Source organism: Ramlibacter cellulosilyticus, from assembly GCF_014297465.1.
In the GTDB taxonomy this organism is placed as follows: domain Bacteria; phylum Pseudomonadota; class Gammaproteobacteria; order Burkholderiales; family Burkholderiaceae_C; genus Ramlibacter; species Ramlibacter cellulosilyticus.
This window is the reverse complement of the sequence record NZ_JACORT010000016.1, coordinates 1-24,506: the sequence shown is the minus strand read 5'-3', so window position 1 is coordinate 24,506 and position 24,506 is coordinate 1. Positions and strand designations below refer to the sequence as shown.

Annotated in this window: 1 protein-coding gene (running past one end of the window); it reads right to left on the bottom strand. The window is 70.4% G+C overall.

Going from position 1 to position 24,506, the window contains the following annotated elements:
- A protein-coding gene (locus tag H8N03_RS25040) for a hypothetical protein (RefSeq protein ID WP_222623157.1) crosses the window boundary here: on the bottom strand, positions 1–24,493 show its 5' portion. 9,023 nt of this gene lie to the left of the window's left edge; the window shows 24,493 of its 33,516 coding nt (coding positions 1–24,493); it begins with the start codon at positions 24,491–24,493; its stop codon lies beyond the left edge, outside the window.
- Positions 24,494–24,506 lie beyond the last annotated feature (13 nt).

Below are 24,506 nucleotides of genomic sequence, written 5' to 3'. Positions count from 1 at the left end.
CGTACGTCACGCCGGTGGATCCGGCGATGGACACGAAGCCGGCGCCGATGCCGATCACGTCGTCCGCCGCGCCGAAGCGCAGCGTCAGCGTGTTCGCGTCGCCCGTGCCGCCGTCCACGCGCAGCGAGCCCGTGCTCGGGTAGGCATGCAGTTCGATGGCGTCGTTGCCGCCGCCGCCCAGGAGTTCGATGGTGCCGACCGCCGGCATGGACAGCAGGGACATGGCGTCATCCCCGCCGCCGGCGTCGACCGTCAATGCCTCGACGCCGATGAAGGAGATGCCCGCGTCCCCCGCCAGCACGCCCGCCGCGTCCACGAGGATCTGGTCGTCGCCGGTGGTGCCGACCACGGAGATGCTGTCGCCGCCTCCGTTGCCGCCGTCCACCTGGACCTGCGTCGTCGCGCCCGCGACGAGGTTCACCGTCACGGTGTCGTCGCCGGCACCACCGGCAACCTGCACGAGGGCCGGCCCGCTGCCGGCAGCGGTGTCTATGGTGATCGTGTCGTTGCCGCCCAGCGCGTTGACGACGACGATCTCGATGCCGCCGTAGCCCGTCTGCGCCGCGCCCGTGCGCGTGACGCTCTGCGCACCGACCGTGATGGCGGTGCCCGCCGCGTCGAGGTCGAAGACCAGCAGGTCTTCGCCGTCGCCGCCCTGGACCGACCCGCTCAGCGCGCCGGCCATCGAGAAGACGAAGGCCTCGCTGCCGGCGCCGCCGGCCAGGTTCTCGATGCCGCTGAACGCGAAGGCGCCGTCGATGTCGCCGGTGTCCAGGCCCGTGACGTGGAAGATGCTGCCGCTGTCGGCCAGCGTGTCCGAACCCTGGCTGCCGATCAATGCCTCGATGCCCGAGAACGCGCCGCCCAGCGGGGAGGCCGCGCCGGTGGCCCGGTTCACGGTCACGCCCGTGGTGAGCGCGCCGAAATCGAGCGTGTCGCTGCCGCCGCCGCCGGCGATGTCGCCGCTCAGCGCGGCCGCGTCCCCGGCGAACCGGAAGGTGTCGGCCGCGCTTCCGCCGGCGAGGTTCTCCATGCCGGCGAAGGTGAACAGTGTGGGCAGCTCCAGCGTGCCCGCGTCCTCGTCCGAGATCGACCAGGCGTTGGCGAGGTCCGGCCCGTACAGGGTGTCGTCGCCGCCGGAGCCGACCAGCCGCACGATCAGGCCGGGCGGGATGTTCTCCATGATGAAGCTGTCGTTGCCGCCGAGCCCGTCGACGGTGAGGTCGATCACGCCGGTCAGCGGGAGCACGAAGGTCCCGTTGATGGTGAGCACCAGTCCGTCGAGCACGATGATGTCGTCGCCCTCGGTCGCGCCCACCGTCATGATGGGCGAGACCTCGGCCGTTCCGAACTCCTCGATGCCCGAGTAGTGCACCGTCTTGTCGGCGACCCGGAAGGGGTTGGAGCCGGGGACGCCCGCCGGGGTGTTCAGCCGGTCGACGTTCAGGTCGCCCTGGCGCAGCGGGCCCGTGTCGGCCACGTAGATGGTCGCGTCGGAGATCCCGGTGAACACCTCGTAGGTATCGGAGCCCTCTTCGCCATCGAGGAGCACGTTGTCCGCGCTCGCGTCGGCGACCCGCAGCTTGTCGTCGCCCGCCTGTCCGGCGATGCGGACGGTCTCGAGGCCGCTGTAGTCGATCGACCAGCCGTTGAGCGACACGCGCCCGTTCAGCACGATGAAGGTGTCGTCCGCCGCGGTGCCGACGAGGGTGAGCTCGTCCGAGCCGCTGCTGCCGGTGTCGGCCACGCGGACCGTGCCGGTGACGGTCGGCCTCACCACGAAGTGGTCGTCGCCGCCGCCGCCGTCCAGGGTGACGTCACCTGCCCACCCGATGACCTCGAACAGGCTGGAGCCGTTGCCGCCTTCGAGGCGCGCGCTCTGCACGTTCGCGAGCACGAGCCGGTCGCCCGCCAGCGTGAGCAGCGCCCCGCTCTCGAGGATCCAGTCGTCGTCGGAGCGCGCGATGACCGTGTTGGCTCCCGTGCCGCCGTCGTAGGTGAAGGCGCCGGCCAGCGCGGTGTACAGCGGGTCGCCGGCGCCGGGCGCCTCGGTGAGCACGTAGTCGTCGGCCGCGGGCGGCGCCAGTACCGTGGATTCGGTGACCAGCGTATCCGCCCCGCCCTGCGTCTCCACCGTGAAGTTGCGCAGCCCGAAGGCCGTGAGGCCCGCCGGGCGCAGCGTGATGGTGTCATCGGCATTGCCCGTGCGAAGCAGGACGTCGTCGATGTCGAAGAAGTGGAGGTCTGCGGTGGTGACCGTGCCCAGCGTGCCGGAGATCGTGTTGGCCTGCGCGCCGGCAATCAGCTGCTCCAGCGTTTCCGGGACCGTGATGGTCACGGGCGCGGACTCGGTGCGCAGGAACGCATAGCCGGAGCCGTCGCGGTCGTTCCCGGACAGTTGCGGCGCACCGACGATGATGCGGCCGTCGCTGATCGCGACGGCGTAGCCGGCGTTGTCGCCCGATTCGACGTCGGCCCCCGTGATCGTGGAGGACTGCGCCTCGCGCTGCCAGGTGCCGTTGCGCAGCGTGTAGACGAAGGCCTGTCCGGCGTTGTCCACCGTCTCGTTGCCGCCGAGTTCCGGCGGCCGCACCCGCACCACCTCGCGCTGGTAGGCGCCGACCACGAGCCGCCCGCCCTCGATGGCCACGGAGGCGCCGAAGAGGTCGCTGGCCCGCGCCGACGCGCCGAGGTCGAGCCGGGTGGTCTGCTGCCAGGACGTCCCGTCGTGGTCGAAGATGTAGGCAGCGCCCGCGTCAGCCGCGCCCACGAGGTCGAAGCCGGAGGCGCCGACGGCGATGCGCCCGCCGCTCAGGTCCACCGACGTGCCGAAGGCGTCGCCGGCGGCGCCCGCCACGGCAGCCAGCTTGACCGGCGAGCCTGTGTTGCCCAGGTCGTAGACGTAGACGGCGCCCACGTTGGCGACGGCGCCTACCTGGGACTGCGGGGCACCGATCACGACGGTGCTGTTCTCGATGGCCACGGCCGCGCCGAACGCGGCGCCGCCCACGGGCGCCTGGAGGGTGGCCTGCCAGTTCCAGGCGACGCCATCCGTGCCGTAGACGTAAGCGCGGTTCTCACCGGAGGCGCCGACCACCGCGGTGTCGAAGTGCACGTCGACCGCGGAACCGAGGTGGCCGTTGGCCGTGGTGCCCGTCACCTCCGCCTTCTGTGTCCAGGTATTGCCGAGGCGCTCGAACACGTAGAACGCGCCGGCGTCGTTGGCGAGCTTGTTGGGCGCGCCGATGACGAGCGTGTCGCCCGAGAGCGCGATGGCTGCGCCGAAGCCATCGTCGCTCTGGAGGTCGGCGCCCTGGATCGTCGCCTGGCGTGTCCAGGTGCCATTGCCCGTCGCGTCGACGTAGACGAACACCGCGCCGCGGTCGTCCCAGTCCCGCGCGCCGATCACCATCGTGTTGCCGTCCAGGGCGACGCTGGCGCCGACCTTGGCCGACGGCAGCGCGGCCGGCGTGAGCAGGCTGCCGGCGGCCGTGAAGCCGGTCCCCCGCTGGCGGAAGTTGTAGACCTTGTTGATGTCGAGGTCGCCGCCGACGCCGGGGACGAAGTCGTCGTCCGTGTTGCCCGACCCGACGATCCACTGGCCCTCGCCGATGATGGTGGCGCCGAGGCCGAAGCGGCGTTCGGACTGCGTGTCCTCCAGCATCCTGTTGGTGAAGGCGTCGTAGAAGTACGGGCGGAAAGTCTTCTCGATGTTCGATGCGTTGTCGTAGAGGTAGGCCGCGCCGGCACCCGCGTTCGAGCCGTTGCTCGCGACGGCGTCCGGCACCCCGAACAGGCGCTTGTTGCCCGTGACGGCGATGGTTTCGGCGGTGCCGAATGCGTTGCTGCCCGTGGGCGCGGAGATGGCCGTGCCGAACGACCAGGACGAACCGCTGCCGTTGTACTGCTGGATCAGGTCGACGCCCGGCCGGCCCACCAGCGGCTGGCCGTTCACGCGGATGACGATCTCGCTGCCGGCGCTGCCGCTGGCGTCGTCGTAGTCCACCGGGCGCAGCGGAGCGTCGGTGAAGCCGCCGATGGTGGCCGACCACGGGGTGTACCTGCCCGTGGTGAGGTCGTACACGGCGACCCGGCCCGCATTGCCGTTCATGCCGGGCGCGCCGACGAACACCGTGTTGCCGATGATCTCGACCGAGCTGCCCCACCTGGCGTTGTCGAGGTTGGGGAACTGGTAGTGCGTGAGCGTCGTGAACGAGGTCGGCTGGATCAGGCTCGCGGACACGTAGTCGATGTCGTTGCGGATCCAGTCCAGGTTGTAGTACTTGCCGTTGAAGTAGAAGTTGTCGACGAGGTTGACGTCGACGTAGCCGGAATACCCGTAGTTCCAGACCTCCAGCGTGCCGCGGTCGCCCCCGTTGGTGTCCTCGAACTTCGCGTACGTGCGCGCGCCGACCCGCACGGCCACCGTGTCGTCGTCCATGCCGTCGCGATCCGTGTGCTGCGGATGGTCCCAGTCGTCGAGGTCGATCCGCCCCATGGTGTGGGCGGAGAAGAAGTAGCCGAAGTTGTCCGAATCGAAGATCTTGAGGCCGACGTGGCCCGCGGTGGTCGCCGTCGTCGTGGACGACGTCGAGGTGATCGGCGGCATCGCATAGTCGAACGGCATCAGCAGCCGCAGGTAGTTCCACGAGGTGCCGGACCGCTGGTAGACCACGGCGCCGCCCGGGGTGCCGAGGTTCAGGTTGTACGGCGTCTGGTCCGCCTGCTGGATGGAGCGGTAGGTGCCGCCCGCGCCCGGCATGCCGACCACGAGCTTGTCGCCTGCCAGCGCCACCGACGTGCCGAAGCCGCCCTGCCCGGAGACCGACACCGGCGCGAGCCAGCCCTCGCCGTTGCGCTGGTACAGGTAGACCGTGTTGGCCTGCGGGTCGCCGATCGCGAGCCAGCCGTCTTCGTAGTCGATGTCGAAGCCGAAGTTCCCGCCGCCGGTGCGGATGATCGGGTCCAGGGGGCGCCAGTACAGGCCCTCGTTGATGTAGACGCTGACGCGGTCCTGCCCCGGGTCGCCCACGAACAGGGTGCGCGTGCCCGCGTCGTAGTGCGTCACGGAGCCGAAGCGGGAGGCCTGGGCCAGGGGCGTCAGGTCGTCCAGCGTCTCGGCCCACACCCGCTCCATCTCGAACGTGGGCAAGGCACTGTCGGCGCGGAAGGTGCGGACCGCACCGACGTCGGCCCGCACGATGTCGCCGCCGTTGAGTTCGTTGAACCCCGGCAGGCCCGCGACGATGCGGTTGTTGGAGACCGCGACCGCGGCGCCGAAGTTGTCGGGCAAGGGAGCACCGACCGTCGTTCCCGCCGCGGCCTCCGCCTGCAGTCGGCCGGAGCCGGATGCGCCCGTCGCCCGCAGCCAGCTCGCGCCGGAGCCGGCATCGGCCAGGCGCTGGAAGGCCCAGGCCGCGCCGCTGTTCTCGGACTGGTTGCCGGTGACGGTGGAGGTGGAGTCGTACTTGGGCGCGCCGACCACCACGTAGTCGCCGCCGATGGCCACCGCCCTGCCGAAATGCGCATCGGCCTGCAGCACGTCCAGCGCTTCCTTCAGCGGCAGGCCGCCGTCCTGCGTGAGCCGCGCCGTGAGCGTCCAGGACCCGTCCGCGCCTTCGAAGACGAAGGCACGTCCATGGGCCGTGCCGGTGCCGGTGCCGTTCGCATCCCACAGCGGCGCGCCGACCACGATGCGGCCGTTGACCATGGCGAGCGCGGAGCCGAACGCCTCCCCGTCCTGTGCGTTGGAGGGCAGCAGCGTCTTCACGTCGCCCCACTTGATGCCGGTGCGCTTGAAGACGGTCACGCTGCCGCTGCCTGCGCCCGGCGAGCCGACCGCCGCCGTGTTGCCGTTGAGGGCCACCGCGGTGCCGAATTCGTTGCTGCCGGTCAGCTGGCGCTGCTGCGTCCAGGCGCCGCCGCTTTCGACGAACACGTAGGCCGAGTTGATGTCGCCCGCGGCTCCGACGATGGCCGTCGTGCCGTTGATCGCGACCGACTGGCCGAAGGTGTCGTTCACGGTGGCGTCGAGCGAGCGCAGCTTCGCGCGCTGCGTCCAGACGCCGTTGGCGTCGCGCTGGAAGATGTACGCGGCGCCCGTGTCCTGGCCGAGTCCCGCGTCGTTCGGCGCGCCGACGATGAGGCGGTCGCCGTCGATCGCCACCGCGCTGCCGAAGCCCTGCCCGCCGCCGGCGCCCCGGTCCGACGCGTAGAGCTTGCCCTGCTCGGTCCACGACGAGTTCGTGGCATTCCAGGTGTAGACGTAGACCACGCCGGAGGCGGAGTTCTTCAGCGCCGCGCCCACGACCAGCGTGTCGCCGCTCATGGCGATCGCCCGGCCCACGTGCTCGACCTCGAGCGCGTCGGGGGTGTCGAACTGGAACTGCTGGTTCCAGGCGACCACGCCGTTGATGGTCACGGTGTGCAGCGTGAGGCTGGTGAGGTGCAGGTCGTCCACCGCGACGGAGTCGATCACCAGGTCCGCGGCGGAATCCGGCGTGATCACGTCGAGGTCCGACAGGCCGTGGAGGACCAGAGGCTCGACGCCGGTGAAGTCGAAGCGGTTGCCGCCCACCTGCACGGTGCCCGCCCGGGCGAGCGTCGCGCTCGGCGTGTAGGTTGCCGTGGCGATGCCGTCGCCGGCGATGCGCAGGGTGTCGCCGGAGCGCTCGTCGTTCGGGCCCTGCAGGCCGTCCTGCAGCCCGCCGTTGAAGACGATGCTGGCCGTGCCGGCCGGCAGGTGGTCCTCGAACTGCGCGTAGACGAGGTCGTCGCCGCCTTCGCCGTTCAGCGTGATGGTCCGGCCGGTGTTGACGAGGTCGTCCTCGATGTTGAAGGTGTCGTCGCCGCCGCCCGCATAGACCGTGACGTCGTAGTCGTAGACGCCGTTGTCGGTGAGCTGCACCACGTCGGCGCCGCTGCCCAGCGTCACCTGCACGTGCTCGGTGCCGCGGGCGTTCACGTTCAGCGGCCGCGCGTCGCCCTCGAGGTCGCCCATGACCACCGAGAGGTAGCCGGGCGAGTCCGGCGCTTCGCCGAAGAGCGCGCGCCAGGCGGCGTCGGGCGTCCCATGGGTGAAGGCCAGTGCCGTCGCGACGGAGTTCGCCGAGTCCAGGTAGTGGATGGCGTCGCGGCCCGCCCCGCCATTCACCAGGACGGGGATGCCTCCCGGCTCCGTGGGGGTCTCCGCCAGGTCGATCAGGAAGCCCGCGAGCGAGTAGCCGCCGGCCACCTGCGCGCCGATGTTGACCGTGTCGTCGCCACCGCCGGCATTCACGATGAACGCGGACGACTTGCCGGACAGGGCCTGCTCGCGGTGCGTGCCTTCGAGGTCGATGATGTCGTTGCCCTGCCCCGCGTTCAGGATCGCCGTCTCGATGCCGCGGTAGCGGATGTCGCCCGCGCCGCGGGTGATCGTGGTCGTGTCGACCGGCCACGGCCCGGCGTCGGTGTTGCGGACGCCGTCGTCGGGGTCGTTGGTGATGCCGTACCACTGCGCGGCGCCGGTCGCCTGGTCGTTGACGATCAGCATGTCGCCCGCTTCGGGGTCCTGGCCCTCGACCACCAGGATGCCGAGCAGCGCGTCCAGCGAGCCGGTCGCCTCGTTCCCCGCCGTCGTGCCGACGTACACCTTGTCGAAGCCGCCGCCGGTGCCCACCACCGCCTGGATGCCCGCGCTGACGCCAGGCACGTAGAACCTGTCGTCGTTGGCCCCGAGCAGGATGCCGACGGTGTCGCCGGCGCTCGCGTCGAAGCGCACCGAGCCCGCCATGTCGCTGGTGGTCACGGTCGCGCCGAGCAGCTGGCCGACGTTGGCGTTGTCGTCGCCGGAGTCGTCGACGATCAGCGTGTCGGCCACCGCGTCGGTGCCGGCGTGCAGCACCAGCTCGCCGTGCACGTAGTCGCTGCGCCGCGTCTGCCCCGAGTCGCGGTAGAGGCCGGATGTGGTCGACGACACCGTGATGGTGTCCTGGCCGGCGCCTGCGTAGACATGGGTCGTACCGTATGCGTAGGCGCTGTCGACCTTGAAGGTGTCGTCGCCCGCCCCGAGGAGCACGTTCACGGTCTCCACGGTGCTCGAGATGGTCTCGGTCTCGTCGTCGATCTCGCGCGTCGCGAAATAGATCGCGCCGGAGACGGTCGCCGTCGGCGGATCCGTGGCAAGCGGCGTCGGGACGTTCGCGCCGAACACTTCGTTGTGGATCGCGAACAGGCGGTTGCCGCCCATTTCCATGCCGGTGACGCCGATGGCGGACAACTGGCCGGCGGAAGTGGTCGGCGAGTTTCCGTGGACGTTGATCGTGTCGGCGCCTGCGTCGCCGTAGAACGCGACGATGCCGCTGATGTCGTTCAGCCGGCCCGCGTCGTTGCCGACGTTCATCACGTCGTCGCCGCCGCCCGCGGTGACGAACAGGGCAACGTTGGCCGCGCCGCCCTTGACGGCCACGGTGTCGTCGAAAGCGCCGAGCTCGACGAGGATGGAGGCGCCGTCGACCGTCGTGTAGTCGATCGTCCCCGCCATCCCGAAGCCGCTGATGCGGCCGGTGGTGAAGGTGCCGGACAGCGAAGCCGCCGCCGCATCGGAGCTCAGGTAGATGGAATCGCGGGTTCCGCCGTCGCCGCCCTCCCCGGTGGCGATGTTCAACTGCCCCAGCCCGGCGACGGAGCCGGTGAGCGCGGAGAACGGCGCGAGCGGATCCTCGCTCTCGAACAGGTCGGACGTGGGGAACAGCGAACGCGACGCGTTGTTGGACAGCAGGAAGCGGTCCGCGCCGCTGCCGCCTTCCAGGGTGGTGGTGCCCGCGGCCGCCTGCACGTAGAAGCGGTCGTCGCTCAGCCCGCCGCGCACCACGGTGCTGCCACCCGGGTTGATGCCACCGGCGCGCGCGAGTTCGAAGTGGTCGATCTGCGCGCCGCCTTCGACCGTGAGCAGCGGTGCCTGCACCGCGCCCTGCAGCAGGATGTAGGTGCCGATGGACGGATCGATCTCGGCGCTCTGCACGTCGCCGCGCAGCGTGACGGCGGTCCCGCCCGTGATGCTGGACGCCACGGGCAGCGTGATGTCGTCGCCCGCCTGCAGCGTGACCGAGCCGCCCGCCTGCACGTAGCCCTGCGCCACCGCGATGCCGGTGTGGCTGCTGCCGCCGCCCACGACGAACTCGATGTCCTCGTCGGCATAGGCGCTGTCCCAGACGGTCAGCGACGCATCGCCGCCCGCGTGGATGGCGAGGATGTTCGTGCCGCCGCTGACTTCCAGCAGGTGCACGTCGCCGGAAAGCGCCTGCGCGAACAGCCGCCCCGCCAGCGGCGTGGCACCTCCGAGCGTGCGCGTGGGGATCTCCTGCTGCCCGCTGCCGGCGCCGTAGATCTCGAGCGCGTTGGCCGCGCTGCCGATGCTGCCGCCGTTGGCGATCAGGTCGATGTCGGCCGCCTGCAGGTCGGTGACGATGTCGTCTTCTTCCGTGGCGTCCGCATCGAGGATGGAGCCGGACAGCGTGACGAGCACGATCGCCTCGGCGTTCGTGAGCACGCCGCCGACGATGCCGGTCGCGACGATACCGCCCACGTTCAGGGTTCCCGCCGTTTCGGTCACGTAGACGCTGCCGCCCACGAAGCCGCTCACCTGGCCCGGCGCCTGGTGGGACGAATCGATCTCGAAGAAGTCGCCGGCGGACCCCACGCCGCCGCCCGCATTGAGCGTGATGCTGTTGCCCACGACGAAGGGCGTCGCGCCGTCGTCGCCGACGCCGCTCTCGAACAGCGCCGAGCCTTCGCCGACGGCGCTGAGGGTGACGTCGCCCGCGAGCGCCTCGACGATGACGACTTCGATGGCGCCGTCGACCGTCGACAGGTCGATGTCGCCCGCGTTGGAGCGGATGCTGTGCAGCAAGTAGTCGCCGGAGAGCTCCCTGAGCGTCAGGTCGCCGTTCAGCAGCACGTCGATCCGGCCGTCGTCGCCGTGGTCGGTGTCGGACGTGAAGTCGATGCGCGGGTCGGTGGCGAGGGGATGCGCCGCGACGATGGTGATGTTGCCGCCGCGGATCTGGTCGAAGGTGTACGCGCTGGCGACTCCGGTGCCCTGCGTGGTGTCGGCGAACAGGCGGAAGTCGAGTGGCGCCGAGCCGTGGTTCGTGTCCTGGTCGTAGTGCTCCAGGTAGGTCGTGGCGCTGCCGCCGTTGACGGAAACCCGCACCCCGCCGGCCGTGCCGATCGCGTGCGTCTCCTGCATCGTGGTCTGGATCAGGAGGTCGACGTCGCCGCCACTGGTCGCGATGGTGCCGCCCGTGAAGTCCGACAAGGCCGGATCGAGGTCGCGCACCTTCCCCGTCAGGTTCAGCCGGATGTCGCCGCCGCCGATGGCGTCGAACCCGGTTTCGCGGCGGTGGCTGCGCACCAGCTCGACGTCCAGCCGGCGGGTGGCGTCGCCGATGTTGTCCCGCGCCTCCAGCGCGATCCGGTTGCCGCGCAGCAGGTCGCCGGCGCCGTCGTCGGCAAAGATGGCGCCGCCCTGGGCCTCGATGTGGATCAGGCCGATCGGGTTGTCGACCAGGCCGTCGATGCGCACGTCGCCCGTGCCTTCGTTGAGGATGTCGATGCGCACGTCACCGGCCGGTGCGACATGGCCGACCTCGAATTCGAGCGAGACGTCCTGTGCATTCAGCGACACGGTGGGCTGGGTCGTGCCGTTGGCGAGCTGGATGTTCCCGATGACCAGGTGCTTGTCGGAGTGGTTGACCAGTTCCACGGACGGGAACATGGAGCCGCTGCTGAAGGTGCCGCCGGAGCCGGTGATCTCGCCTGCCGGCGCGTCCTTGTCCTCGCGGCGCCCGACGGAGTTGACGGTGAAGGTGGCGGTGCCCGCGTCGTTGTTGGTGATGGGGTCCACCGTGATGGTGTCGCCGGTGACGGTGTCGCCGGCGTCCAGGCCGCCGTTCACGGTGACGTTGTCCGCCGTGACGATCAGGCCGTTGCTGTCGATCAGCAGCTGGGGCGCGGGGCGCGCCAGGAAGGTGACGTTGCCGTTCCAGTCGATCGTGCGGCGCGCCTCCAGCTTGCCTTCCGGGTGGTCGTTGGCCGAGCCGAACACGTCCACGTCGGTGCTCATTCTGCGCTCGTAGCGGCTGATGTCCTGCGTGGAGTACACGTACAGGTCGCGCGCAGCCGCCGTGGCCCCCGCGCCGGCCCTGACGGTGTTGTCGCTGTCGTAGGCGATGCGCGACGTGGCGTCCGCGTCGGCGTACAGGCCGTCGGTGTCCGCGTCGGAGCGTGCCTTCAGGTCCACGTCCTCGTGGCGGGCGCTGATCGTGACCACGTCGCCCATGACGGACGCTCCGGAGGCGAGCACGACCTCGACCGCGTCCCACACGTTGATCAGGGCTTCGGCTTCGCCGTCCGCGACGGCGCCGCCGGAGTCCGCTTCGGCGGTCGCGTGGACCTCGAGTTCGGAGGAACGGGCGCGGACCACGACGTTGGCGCCCTGCACCCGCGCGCCATCGGCCACGCTGGTGCGTACCAGGGCGCGTGCGCCGTCGGCGCCGATCGCGACGTCGGCGGTGGTCTCGGCGCTGGAACCCAGGCCGGCGGAGTCGGCTTCGCTGTCGGCCTTCACCTCCACCTTGCTGCGCGCATCCAGCGTGGCGTCGCCCTCGCTCTTCACGTCGGCGCCGTCCAGCAGCGCGATGGTGGCGCTGTAGGTGACGTCGGCGGACACGTCGGCGTCGGCGAAATCGACCAGCCCGCCGCCGTTGCTCTGGGCGAGCACGGACGCGTGGATGATGGTGCAGGAATCGATGGTGAGGCTGTTGGTGGCCTGCACCGAAGCGTCCTCGCCCACCGTGACCGCACTGGTCACGTCGACCTCGATGTTCGCCTCGGCGTCGCCCACGGACACGAGGCCGCCGCCGCTGTTCGCGGACGTGGCGGAGACGTTCGCCTTGGCCGTGCCGGCGATGTCGACGTCGAACGCGGCGATGCTTGCGCCCGTGCCGATCGTGACGTTGACGGTGGGCGTCGTGGACGCCGTCACCTTGGAGTCGCTCACCCGGACCACGCCGCCGCTGGAGCCGCTGGCGGCGGCCGTCACCACGCCGTTGGCCGACGGTGCGCCGGCCAGCGCGCGGGCGCCGCCCACGCCCTCGAAGAGCTGGGTGCCGCTGCCGTCGGCCGTGATGTCGATGACCAGGCGATGGCGGCCCGTGCCCACGTTCGTGAGGTCGATGCTTTCCGTGCCCAGCGTGCTGGTTCCGGTGAGCACCGCGCCGGAGACGCTGTCGGTGGCGACCAGCGACACCAGGTTGCCGTCGCCGTCGCGCAGCTGGAACTTGTCCGGCTGGCCGGTGACGAGATCGACGTAGTAGGTCCGGCCGTCCACGAGGCCGCCGATCGCCTGGTCGGAGACCTTGCGCAGGCCGTGCACGTCGCCCTCGTCGTCTTCGTCGCTCGACGGCGTGAGGTTGATGGGCGTGACCGCCACGCCCGTGACGGGCGGGTCGGCGTCCGGGTCGGCCGGCACGCCGACCGCTTCCTCGTAGGTCGCGGCAAGCTGCACCGCGTTGCCGTTGACGATGGCGAAGTAGCGGCCGCCGTTCACCAGCCCGCCGATGACCGCGCCGTCCGTGGTGTAGATCACCTCGTCGCCCGTGGCCAGGCCATGGCCGGACGCGAGCGTGATCGTGTCGGTGTCGCCGTCGACCCCCGGCACGCTGAATTGCGGTGCGCGGGGTGCGCGGTACGTGACGGCCTGGCCCTCGGTGAAGCCGTGGCCGGCAAGCGTGACCGTGTCGGCGGCGATGGCCGCTCCGGTAATTTCCTTTGGCGCGGCATAGCCGCCCAGGGCCTTCAGCTTGATCGTGTAGGCGTCGACGCGGACGACCTCGTAGGTCGTGTTGGTGGAGAGGCCGCCGACGACCGCGGAGCCCTGCTCCGCCGAGTACACGACGCGGTCGCCATCCAGCAGGTTGTGCGGCGTCGCGAAGCTGATCGTGTCGCGGTCGAGGTCGACGAAGGGGACGGGATCGTCCGCGTCCTCGTCGACGTAGGAGCTGAACGTCGAGCCGAGCTGCAGCTGCTGGTCGCCCGCGACGATCACGCCATAGGTGCGTCCGCTGGTGAGGCCGCCGACGCCGGTCGTGGCGCCGTTCTGGTTGTACTTGACCGTGTCGCCCGTCAGCAGGCCGTGGTCGGCGCCGAACGTGACGGTGTTGCCGGTGGGATCGATGCCCGAAACGGCGTCGAAGCTGCCGTCCGAATAGACCGGCGGGTCCTCGCCATGCGTGGCGCGCAGGATGAAGCCCTGGGCCGCTTCGATCACCCCACCGCCCTGGATGTCGGCAGTGACCGTCGGCGTCGCGGAAGCATTCGCCACCAGGTCGCTGACGGCGACCGCGCCGCCCGTGTCGCTGCGCGAGGCCGCGTCGGCGTCGGTGCGCCCGAAGGCCTGGATGGATACCGTGCCGCCGGAGCGGATGGTGCCGCCGCCGCCGGCGCGTACCGTCGATTCGGTCGTGGCCGTGACGGTGGAACTGTCGACGGAGACGGCGCCGCCGCCACGCGCCTTGGAACCGGCCGTGGCGTGGTCGTCCGCGTCGGCGAGCACCGTCACGTTGCCAGCGGGCTGCGAGGCGGTGGTGCCGATGACGTTGCCGTGGATGTACGCTTCGGTGGTGGCGCTGACCGTCGCGCTCGGCTCGCTGGATTGCGCGGACAGCGCGATGCCCACGCCGAAGCTTTCGATCTGGGCTTCCGCCGCGTTGTCGCCGAGCGCCGTGACGCTCACGGTGCCACCGGCCGACCGCACGGTCGCGCCTTGCTGGATGGCCGCCCGGGTCTCGCTGGACACGGTGCTTTCCACCGTGAGGCTGGTCATCTTGAAGATCGCCCCGGAGGTGCTTTCCGTCGAGCCGTTGCCGGACGTCGTCGCGTTCGCCAGCAGGTTCAGCGCGCCGGCCGCCATGGTCAGGCTGGCACCGGAAGCCACTTCGGCGAGCGTCTCGCGCGTGACTTCGACGGTCGTCTCGGTGCTGCCGAAGGAGACGCCGGACAGGCCCGCGATGGTGGTGCTCGGCGACGCGCTCGTCTGGTCCGTGGCCGTGAGGTCGAGCCTCGCGGCGGTGATGGTGGTGGTACCGCCCGCCCATGCGCGCGTCTGGCCCGCGATCGTGGCCTCGGCCTGCATCAGGGAGACCTCGGCCAGGCCGATCGAGAGGCCTTCGATGCTGGGCGACGTCGTGGACGTGGAGCTCGCGTCCACGGTGATGGCGTGGCCTGCGGCGGTGAGGGAACCGCCGTTCACGGAAGCTTCGGTGATGCCCTCGATGGTGGTGGTGGAAATGCCGCCTGCGCCGGCGACGCCGATGCCGAAGGACACGGCGCCCACTTCGGCGCTGGAACGGATGGTGGGCGTCGAGGTCGCGGAAATCGCGATGTCGCCGTCTTCCGCCGTCACGTCGGAGTTCGTGCTGGACGCGCTGACGTGGTTGCCGATCTGGTTCTCCACGGTCACGAGGCCGGCCGCGAGGCTGATCACCCCGCCGCTGACCGCGACCGCGACCACTTCCGCCGAGATGCCGGAGGTGTCCTGGGCGGCCACCGTCACGCCCTTGGCGGAGCGGATGTCGCCGGAGCCCGAGAGTCCCGCACTGACGGTGCTGCCCAGGGTGTTGGTGGCTTGCGTGACGGCAGCGGAGAACGAGACGCCGATCGACACGCTCGCCGCGAGGCTGGCCGACGCGGTCAGGGATTCGATGGTGGCGGACTCGTCGGCCGTGACCGTGATGCCGCCGGTGGTGGTGTCGAGGTCGTTGGCGTTGCGGATTTCCGCTGCGACGGTGTTGGCGATGTCGTTCGAGGCGAACGCCACGCCCACCGACGCGGAACCGCCCGCCGCGCCGAAGGACGCGGCCACCGAGGCGGCGCCCGTGTCGGCGTTGATGTACGAGCTGTCTTCGGCTTCCACCGTGAGCGTGCCCACCGTGATGCCCTGCGCGCCGTCGCCATCGATGTACGCGGCAACGTTCGCCGCGATGCGGTTCTCGCTGCTCGCGCCCGCGCCGGACACGGCCACGCCGACCGTGCCGCCGGCCACCGCGACGGAGCCCGCGAGCACGATGGCCTGGACGCTCAGGTCGCTGGTGGCCGCGATGGCGAGCTTGTCGGCCTGGAGCACGCTCGTGTCTTCCAGGTAAGCCTGCACCGAGGCCTCTTCGGGCGTGCCGGACTCCGTGTAGCCGATCAGGTTGGTGGCGAGCGCGGCGCCTACAGAAGCGCCGAAGCCCACCGTACCGCCGACCGCCACCGAGACGGAGGCGGCGACGATCGTCGCGTCGATGGAAGAAGTGTTGGTGGCCGTGACCTCGATGTCGCCCGCGCTGGACAGCACGCTGTCGCTCGCGTAGGCGTGGGTTCCTGTCTGGATGGCGTTGGTGGCTTCCGCGCCCGCGCCGCTCACGCCGGCGCCGACGGCCCCGGCGATGCCGGCGGCCAGCGATGCGGCGAAGGCGACGCTGTCTATCGTCGCGGCGGAATCGGCCGTGAGCGTGATGTCGCCCGTGCTGCTCGTGACGCCGGTATCGGCGTCGGCGATGAAGGCTTCCGCGGTGCTCGCGATGTTGTTGTGCGCCAGCGCGACCCCAACGGACACCGACACGCCGACCGCGCCGGACAGCGACGCCGCCAGCGAGGCCGCGCCGGCCAGCACGGAGATGGTGGACGTGTCGCGGGCCGTGAGGCTGACCGTGTCCGCCGTGATGCCGGTCGCGCCGTCGCCGGTGATCGAAGCTTCGACGTCGACGTTGACGCGGTTCTCGGCTTCCACGCCGGAGCCGCTCGCGCCGATGCCGGCGGTACCGCCGGCGCCAACCGCCACGGACCCGGCGATCACGAGTGCGTCGATGTGCTGGGCCGCCACGGCCGTCTGCACGAGGTCGCCGTCCGCCGCGATGCTGGAGTCGACGACGTACGCGCGGACCTCGGCCGCCGACGGGCTGCCGTCCGCGTCGTAGCCGATGAAGTTGTGCGCGATGGCGGCGCCGATCGAGACGCCCACGCCGGCCGTGCCCCCCGCCGCCACGGAAGCGGATGCGGCGACCACCGTCGCGAGGATGCCGCTCGTGCTGGACGCCGACAGCGTGACGTCGCCGGCGCTGTCCAGCGTGCTGCCTTCCACCGAGGCGTTCGCCTTGGTCAGGATGATGTTCTGCGCATCCGCCCCGGCGCCGCTGAACGCGATGCCCGCCGTGCCGCCGAAGCCGGCGGCCAGCGAAGCCGCGGCAGAGACGGCGGCGATGGTGGCCTTGGACACCTGCAGCGTCCCGCCGACCTTGTCGACCTGGTAGCTCACGCCGTCTTCGGTGACCAGCACCCAGCGCTCGCCCTCCACCACTTCGGCCAGGCGCAGGTCGCCTTCCAGGTCTTCGCCGCGCACGGCGAACGCGGTGCGGATGGCTTCCTTGATGGCGGCGTCGCCGTCGGCGTCCACGTCAGCTTCGTCGGTCCCGGTGAGCGGATCGTCGATCGCTTCCTCGGACGCATCGGAGAGCTGCGCCGTCGTGAACGACAGGCCGGACAGCGTGAGGTCGAACAGGTGCTTGCCCTGCGCGCCCGCGGTGATCGCGATGTCGCCCGTGCGGGTGGTGAGACCCTGGTCGGCATTCCGTACGAAGGCCTCGACCGCGTTGGCCACGAGGTTCTCGGACAGGGACACGCCAATGGACACCGACACGCCCGCCGTGCCGCCGACGCTGCCGGCCAGGGAGGCCGCACCCGCGAACGACGAGATGCTGGAGCTGTCATCCGCGGTGATGGTGGCCCCGCGCACCGAGATGCCGCTGGCGCCATCGCCGTCGATGCCGGACTGCACGCGGACCTTGACGCGGTTCTTCGAACTCACGCCTGCGCCGCTCAGGCCGACACCGGCCGTGCCGCCGGCCGCCAGCGCAACGGAACCCGCCGCCACGAAAGCCTGCACGACCTGCGCGGAGGCGGCATCCAGCGTGAGGTCGCCGCTCGCGGCGATGCTGCTGTCGCGGATCTGCGCAGAGACCAGATTGCCTTCCGAGCTGCTGTCTTCGTAGCCGATGTCGTTCTGCGCGAGCGACACGCCCACGGCCACGCCCACGCCGGCCGTGCTGCCGAAGGCGACCGAGCCGGCCACGGCCAGCACCTCGGAGGTGATCTGCGACGTGCTCGCGGCCGTGACGACGACGTCGCCGACCTGGTTGGCCGTGGTCCCGAGCTCGCTGCCCTCGACGTACGCTTCGGTGCTGCCGAGGATGGTGTTGTAGGAGGTCGCGCCGCCGCCGGCCACGGCGAAGCCCGCCGTCCCGGCACTGATGCCGAGCGACATCGCCGCGGCGGTCGAACTGGAGCTGATGCGCGCTTCGTCGCGCGCCGTCACGCGGACGTCACCGCCGGCCGTGCGGACCACCGCGTCCTTCACGTAGGCCGCGACTTCGTTCTGGATCGTGTTCGCCGAGAGCGACAGGCCGACCGAGACCGAGCCGCCGCTGCCGCCGGCCAGGCTGGCGCCGACCGAGATGGCGCGCGCGTCCGACGTGATGCGCGACGCGTTGCGGGCGCTGACGACCAGGTCCGTCCCGCTGGTCTGCAGGAGGCTGGAGCCGTCGATGTACGCCTTCACGCTGGTGGCGATGCGGTTGTCCGTCCACAGGCCCCCCGCCGTGAGGCCCACGGCGCTCCCGGTGGAGGCGGCGATGGCCACCGAGGTGGCGTACACCGTCGCGCCGATCTTCTGGGTCGATTCCGCGCTGACGGTGATGCCGCGCGGCGCGGTGATCTGCGTGTCTTCCGCGTAGGCCCGGACCTGGAGGGGGTTGGCCCCGCCGAACTCGTCCCAGCCGATGAAATTGCGTGCGAGCGAGAAGCCGATGGAGATCGCCGGCGTGGTGCCCGTGCCCACCCCCGCCGAGACCGAGAAGGCCTCGACGTCGGCGTCGATCTCGGCGCTGTTGCGGGCGGCGATCGTCGCCTGGCCCTGGCCGGCGCCCGTGCCGGTCGCGGTGAGTGTGCTGCGCTGGACGGACGCGTTGCCCTTGCCGCCGATGTCGTTCACCGCCGTCGCGCCGCCGCCGCCGAAAGCCTTGCTGCCGCCGGCCGACAGAGCCACCGTGATGGCGGACGCCCGGGAGGTCGCGTCGATGTCGGAGGACTGGTCCGCGTCGACGTTCACGTCGCCGTCGGTCGCCGTGAGCGCATCGACGTCGCGCACGTAGGCTTCCATGTCGTTGCGGATCTCGTTGCGCGCGACGCTCAGGCCCACGGACACGGACAGCGCCGACGAGGTCGATGCGGAAACCGACAGCGCGGACGCCTCCACGTCGGCAGCGATGCGCGAACTGTCGTCGGCCGTCACTTCGACGCTGCCGTCGCGCGCGAGCACCTCGCCGGCGTCGGCGATGCCGCTCTCCACGCTGGTGCTGCTCTTGTTCATCGCGATGATCGCGCCGACAGCCACGGCCGTGGAGTCGGCGAGCGTCGCCTTGATGGCGGTCGACGCGGAGGTGATCGTCGCGTCTATGCTGGCGTCGGAAACGGCCGCGACGTGCACGCCCTCGCCCGCGTCCACCTCCGTGCGCTCGATGACGGCCCGCACCGAGGCGGGATCGGCGGTGCCGATGTCGGTGCCCAGGAGCGCATCGACCGTGTTGAAGATGAAGTTCTGCGCTTCCCAGCCGATGGTGTTGAAGGCGAGCGTCACGCCCACCGACACGCCCTTGGAGGTGGTGTCGCTGAGGATCTCCGCCACGATGCCGGCGGTGTTGGACGCGTCGACGGCGACATCGCCGCCGCTGGTGAGGTCGCTGTCGGACACCAGCGCCTCGGTCGAGCCGAGCACCAGGTTGGTGGCGATCACGCCGTTCACCGCCAGCGACCGGCCGCTCATGAGCAGGCTGCCGCCTTCGGAGGTGACGGTGCTCTCGTCCTGCGCCTGGATGGTGGCGCTGCCGATGGCGGAGACGTCGATGTCGCCGCCGGCGTCCACCTGCGCGTGCGCGATGGCCGCTTCGGCGTCGCTGCGCACGTCGTTGCGCACGACCAGCGCGCCGACCGCGGTGGAATCGGAGCTGCTGACGTTGAGCCCGAGGCCGCTCAGGAAGTCGAAGGCCTCGTCGAGGATCACTTCTTCCCAGTCGGCGCCGCGGTAGTCGATGGCACCGAGGTCCAGCGTCGCATCGGCGCCGGTGTACATGTAGACCTTGCCGGCCGTGCCGCCACCGCCGTAGCCCTCGCCCACCCGGACCAGCTGGCCTTCGGTGAGGTCCTGCGTGCCGGAGCGCGTCGTGTACTGGTAGTCGGTCAGGAAGTTCGAGACGAGGTCGGTGATGATGCCGAGCCCGCCGTCGTTGCTGACGGTGGAGATCGCTTCCAGCGTGCTCTTCGCGTTGATCGCCGCGTAGTCCTCGGCAGCCACGGCCACGTCGCCGCCCACGTCCACCTGGCCCAGGCCGCTGTCGAACGCGACCTCCGCCTCGGCGGTGCTGTTGACCATGTTGCTGGCGATCACGATGCCCACGCTCGCGCCCGAGGCGCCCACCAGGGCCACGGCGGCGGAACTCGCCTGGTTGTCGACCTCGGCGTTGATGACGGCTTCGTTGCTCGCGGTCACGCGGAGGTCGCCTGCCACGTCGAGCGCAGAATTCGAGATCGTCGCGCGGACCTCCGCCGGCTGCTGGTTGCCGAAGGCGTCGGCCACCAGCGGGTCGCCGAGGATCGCGTCGACCGTGTTGAACAGGACGTTCTGCGCCTGCCAGCCGATGGAGTTGAACGCCAGCGTCACGCCGACGGCGGTCTCGCCGCTGGTGGTGGCGCTGTGGGTCGTCGCGTCGATCTGGGAGAGGTTCTCGGCCGCGACGGCGAGGTCGCCGGAAGTCGTCGTCACCGAACCGCCTTCGATGCTGGCTTGCGCGCTGCTCAGGACGATGTTGGTGGCGATGGTGCCGTTGATGGCGAGGACGCTGCCCGACCCCCAGGCACTGCCGCCCGAGGCGACGGCGCTGGAATCCGCATCGGCGCGGATCACGGCCGCTTCGCTGGCGCTGACGGAAACGCCGGCGGCGGTCACGTCGGCATCGGAAAGCCGCGCGGACACTTCGCTGCGCACGTCGTTCACGACCACCAGCCCGCCGACGGCGGTGGCGTTGGAGTCGCTCACGTTGTAGCCGGTCGGCACCACCTGCGTCAGCGGCACTTCCTTCCAGTAGCCGAGGTCGTCGTAGTTCACGTGGGCCAGGTCCAGGGTGTCGCCGGTCCCCATGTACCGGTAGACGCTGCCCGCCTTGCCCGCGATCTCCTTCCAGAGCGCCGTGTCGCCGTAGTCGGTGGCGGAGAGGTCGCGGCTGCCGGCGCTTCCGAGGTACTGGTAGACCGCACCGGCGGTGCCACCCACCTTGGCCCAGCGCGCGCCGTCGGCGTAGTTCTGCGTCCCGAGGTTCACCCGGCCGTTGCCGCCCAGGTACTTGTAGAGCGCGCCGGCGTCGCCGCCGCCGCCGTAGTCGTCCGCGAGTCGCACGACGTCGCCGGTGACCAGGAGGCGGCGCCCGGAATCGGTGCTGAACTTCTCCGCGGCGTAGTCGTCGGCCAGCCGCACCTTGTTGCCGGTGGCGAGGGCCTGCACGCCATCGCCCGATCCGAAGTTCTCGGCAAGGAAGTCGTCGGCGATCCGCACGGTGGCGCCGAACGCGATGGTGCGCGTGCCCTCGTCCGTGTTGTAGTCGGCCGGCACGAAGTCGCTGATCGTCTCCTGCAGCACCGACGCGCCGCCGTCGTTGGTCGTGATGGAGGACGAGACGATCTTGCTGTTCGCGTAGATGCCGGCGTTGTCCGCGGCGGCGATCGCCAGCGTGCCGCCGACGGTGACCGGCGCCAGCGGGTCTTCCAGGTAGGCTTCGGCGAGGCTGTTGACCTTGTTGCTGGCCAGCACGCCGCCGATGCCCTTGCCGTTGGCGTTGTACAGCGCCGAAGCGGTGGAGGTTGCCGCGTTGCTGACCGTGGCATTGAGCTGTGCCGACGCGTCCGCGGTGATCGAGAGGTCACCACCGACATCGATGGTGGCGCTGGTGATGAAGGCCCGCGTCGCGGCGGGCTGCGCGCCGTCGAAGGCTTCGGACAGCAGCGGGTCGCCCAGCAGCGCGTCGATGGCGTTGAACAGCACGTTCTGCGGCTTCCAGCCCATGCTGTTGAAGGCCAGCGTGATGCCGACCCCCGTGTCGCCGGAGGCGGAGGCCGTGAGCACCGTCGCGTCCAGCGCGGAGGTGTTGGCGGCGTTCACGGACAGGTCGCCGGTGGTCGTCACCGTGGCGTGGTCGACCCAGGCTTCCGCGGAACTGAGCACCAGGTTCGTGACCACCTGGCCGCCGCCGGACACCACCGTGCCGGTGCCGTAGGCGCTGCCGCCCGAGGCGGTGAGGTTGGTCTCGACGTAGGCCTGGAGCGTGGCGTCTTCCACCGCATCGACGGCCAGGCTGGCCGCCTGCAGCGACACGCCTTGCACGTAGGCCTGGACGGCGCTGCGCACGTCGTTCAGCACGACGGAAGCACCATAGGCCCGGGCGTCGGAATCCGTGAGGTTGCCGAAGTTGGGGAACAGGTCCTCCAGGTCGTCGGCGCCGCCGGTCAGCTTCTTCCACTGCCCGGGGTCGGAGAAGTCGGTGTTGCCGAGGTCGAGCGTCTCGCCGATGCCGAGGTACTTGTAGACCGCGCCGGTGTCGCCGCCGCCCGCGTACGTGCCGCCCACCCGCACGCGTTCGCCTTCCTGCAGCGTCTGGACGCCGGAGGCCGTCGTGTACTGGTAGCTGTCCGGCAGCAGGCCTTGCAGCAGCTGCGTGACGGCGTTGATGTTGTTGCTGGTGATCGCCGAGGCCACCATGACGCTGCTGGCAGCGATGACCGCGGCATCCTTCGCGGCGACGGTCACGGCGCCGCCTGCCTGCACGGTCAGCGACGTGCCGGTGTTGGCTATCCAGGCTTCCGCCAGGCTGCTGACGCGGTTGCTGGCGAGCACGCCGCCCGCGGCCATGCCCTTGGCGCCGAACTTCGCCGCGATGGCGAAGTCGTTCGTCGCGTTGGAGACCTGCTCGTTGCCGGTCGTGGCCTGAAGCTGGGCGGCATTGGTCGCGGTGACGCTCAGGGCGCCGCCCGCATCCACGGAGCTGTCCTCGATGGTGGCGCGGGTCGTGGCCGGGAGTTCGTCGGTCAGCAGGTCGTCGCCGAGCAACGCGTCGATGGCGGCGAACAGGATGTTGGAAGCGTCCCAGCCGATGCTGTTGAAGGACACCACCACGCCCACGGACTCGTTGCCCTTGGCCTTGGCGTAGGTGGTCGCGTCGAGCACGGAGGTGTTCTGCGCGTCGACGGTCACGTCGCCACCCGCGTCCAGAGCGCTGCGCAGGACGTTGGCCTTTGCGTGGGCCTGGACCTGGTTGGTCACCACCACGCCGCCCTTGTTGTCGCTGGACGAGACGGTGCTGGAGTCCAGCGCGGTGAGCGTGGCCGCTTCCAGCGCGGCCAGCGTGATGTCGCCTCCGGCCGTGAGGTCCGTCCCGTCGACGTACGCATCCACCCCGCCGCGTACGTCGTTGCGGACCACCAGGCCGTAGAAAGTCTTGGCCTTGCCCGTGTCCAGCCCGAACGCCTTCGCGGCCGTGCTGGCCATCTTGTCGGAGATCAGGTTGGTGTCGTCGACCTGCTTCCAGTACTCGTAGTCGGCAAAGTCCTCGCTGCCGAGGTCGCGCGACTGCGTGGTGCCCATGTACTCGTAGACCTCGCCGGACACGTCGTCGCGCACCAGATCGCCGAAGGCCAGCGTCTGCTGGCCGGAACGGTTGGTGTAGGCGTACTCGGTCTTGAGCTGGTTGACGAAGTTGTTCAGCAGCCCGGCGCCGGCGTCGTTGACGCGCTTCGCCGAGGTGCCCATGGTGGAGGTCGCCTCGATGGTGGCGCTGTCGGCCGCGGTGATGGTCACGTCGCCGCCGGCGCTCACGTCGCCGTCTTCGATGAACGCGAGGGCGCGGCTCGACACCTTGTTGCTCGCCAGCACGCCGCTGGCGCTCATCGCGGAGGCGCCCTGGAAGGCGATGGCGAGCGACGTCGCTTCGTTGCCGACGGTCGCTTCCACGGTGCCGGCCGACTCGGCCTCCAGCACCACGTCGCCGCCCGCGTCCACGCTGGAATCGCGGATGTACGCCTGCGCCCGCGCCGGACGCTCCGCGCCGAAGGTGGGGTCGACCTTCTGCCAGTTGTTGCTGGTGGCGTAGTGCTGCTGCGTGTCGGCGAGGTTCACCGGCCCGCTCAGGTCCGGCCCGATGTAGCGATAGATGTCCCCGCTGGTGGTCTTGACGCGATCGTTTTCCTGCAGCCTGTCCACGGTCTGGCTGGACTGGTGGTCGAATTCCACGTCCGAGAGGCCGATCAGCGCGTCGAGCGCGTTGAACAGGAGGTTCTGGCTTTCCCAGCCGACGCTGTTGAAGGCGAGGACGATGCCCACCGAGTTGCCGGCGGAAGTCGTCGCCGCCATCGTCGTGGCTTCGAGCGTGGAGGCGTTGCGAGCCTCGACGGTGACCTCGCCCGTCGTGGTGACGTCGCTGTCCTCGATGAAGGCGTCGGCGGCGCCCTGCACCACGTTCGTGGCGATCGTGCCGTTGCCGGCCGTGGAAGCACCCTTGCCCGTGAAGGAGCTGCCGCCGGAGGATTCCACCGAGCTGTCGGCCGTGGCGATGACGGTGGCGTCTTCCAGGGCACTGAGGCCCACGTTCGCCGCCGTCACGATGACGTTCGTCATCGACGCTTCCACGCTGCTGCGCAGGTCGTTCAGCACCACCACGCCGCCCCCGGCCACGGAATCCGAATTCGTGAAGTTCAGGCCGTCGGGAATCAGCTGCGTGCCCTGCCACTCCTTCCAGTAGCCCAGGTCCGCGTAGTCCTGCTCGCCGAGATCGAGCAGCTGGGTCGTGCCCATGTACTCGTAGACGCCGCCGGCCGTGCCGCCATTGGCGTAGTCGTTCGCCAGGCGCACCTTGTCGCCGAAGTGGATGGTGCGCTCGCCCTCGTCGGAGCTGAAGTCCGCGGGCACGAAGTCGCTGATCGATTCCTGCAGGGCGGCCACGCCGCCGTCGTTGGTCGTGATCGAGGACGACACCAGCTTGGTGTTGGCATAGATGCCGGCCGTGTCGCTGGCGTCCACCGTCAGGTCGCCGCCGGCGGCGATGTCGCCCTCTTCGATGAAGGCCTGGGCCGTGCTGCTGACCTTGTTGCTGGCCAGCACGCCGCCGATGCTGCGGCCGGTGGCGTTGAACAGGGCCGAGGCGGTGGAGCTGGCGGCGTTGCTGACCGTGGCGTTGAGCTGCGCGGCCGATTCGGCGCTGAGCGCAATGTTGCCCGCGGCGTCGACGTCGGAGTTGCGGATGATCGCGGTCGCTTCGGCCGGCTGCTCGCCGTCGAAGGCTTCGGAGATCAGCGGATCGCCCAGCAAGGCGTCCACCGCATTGAACAGC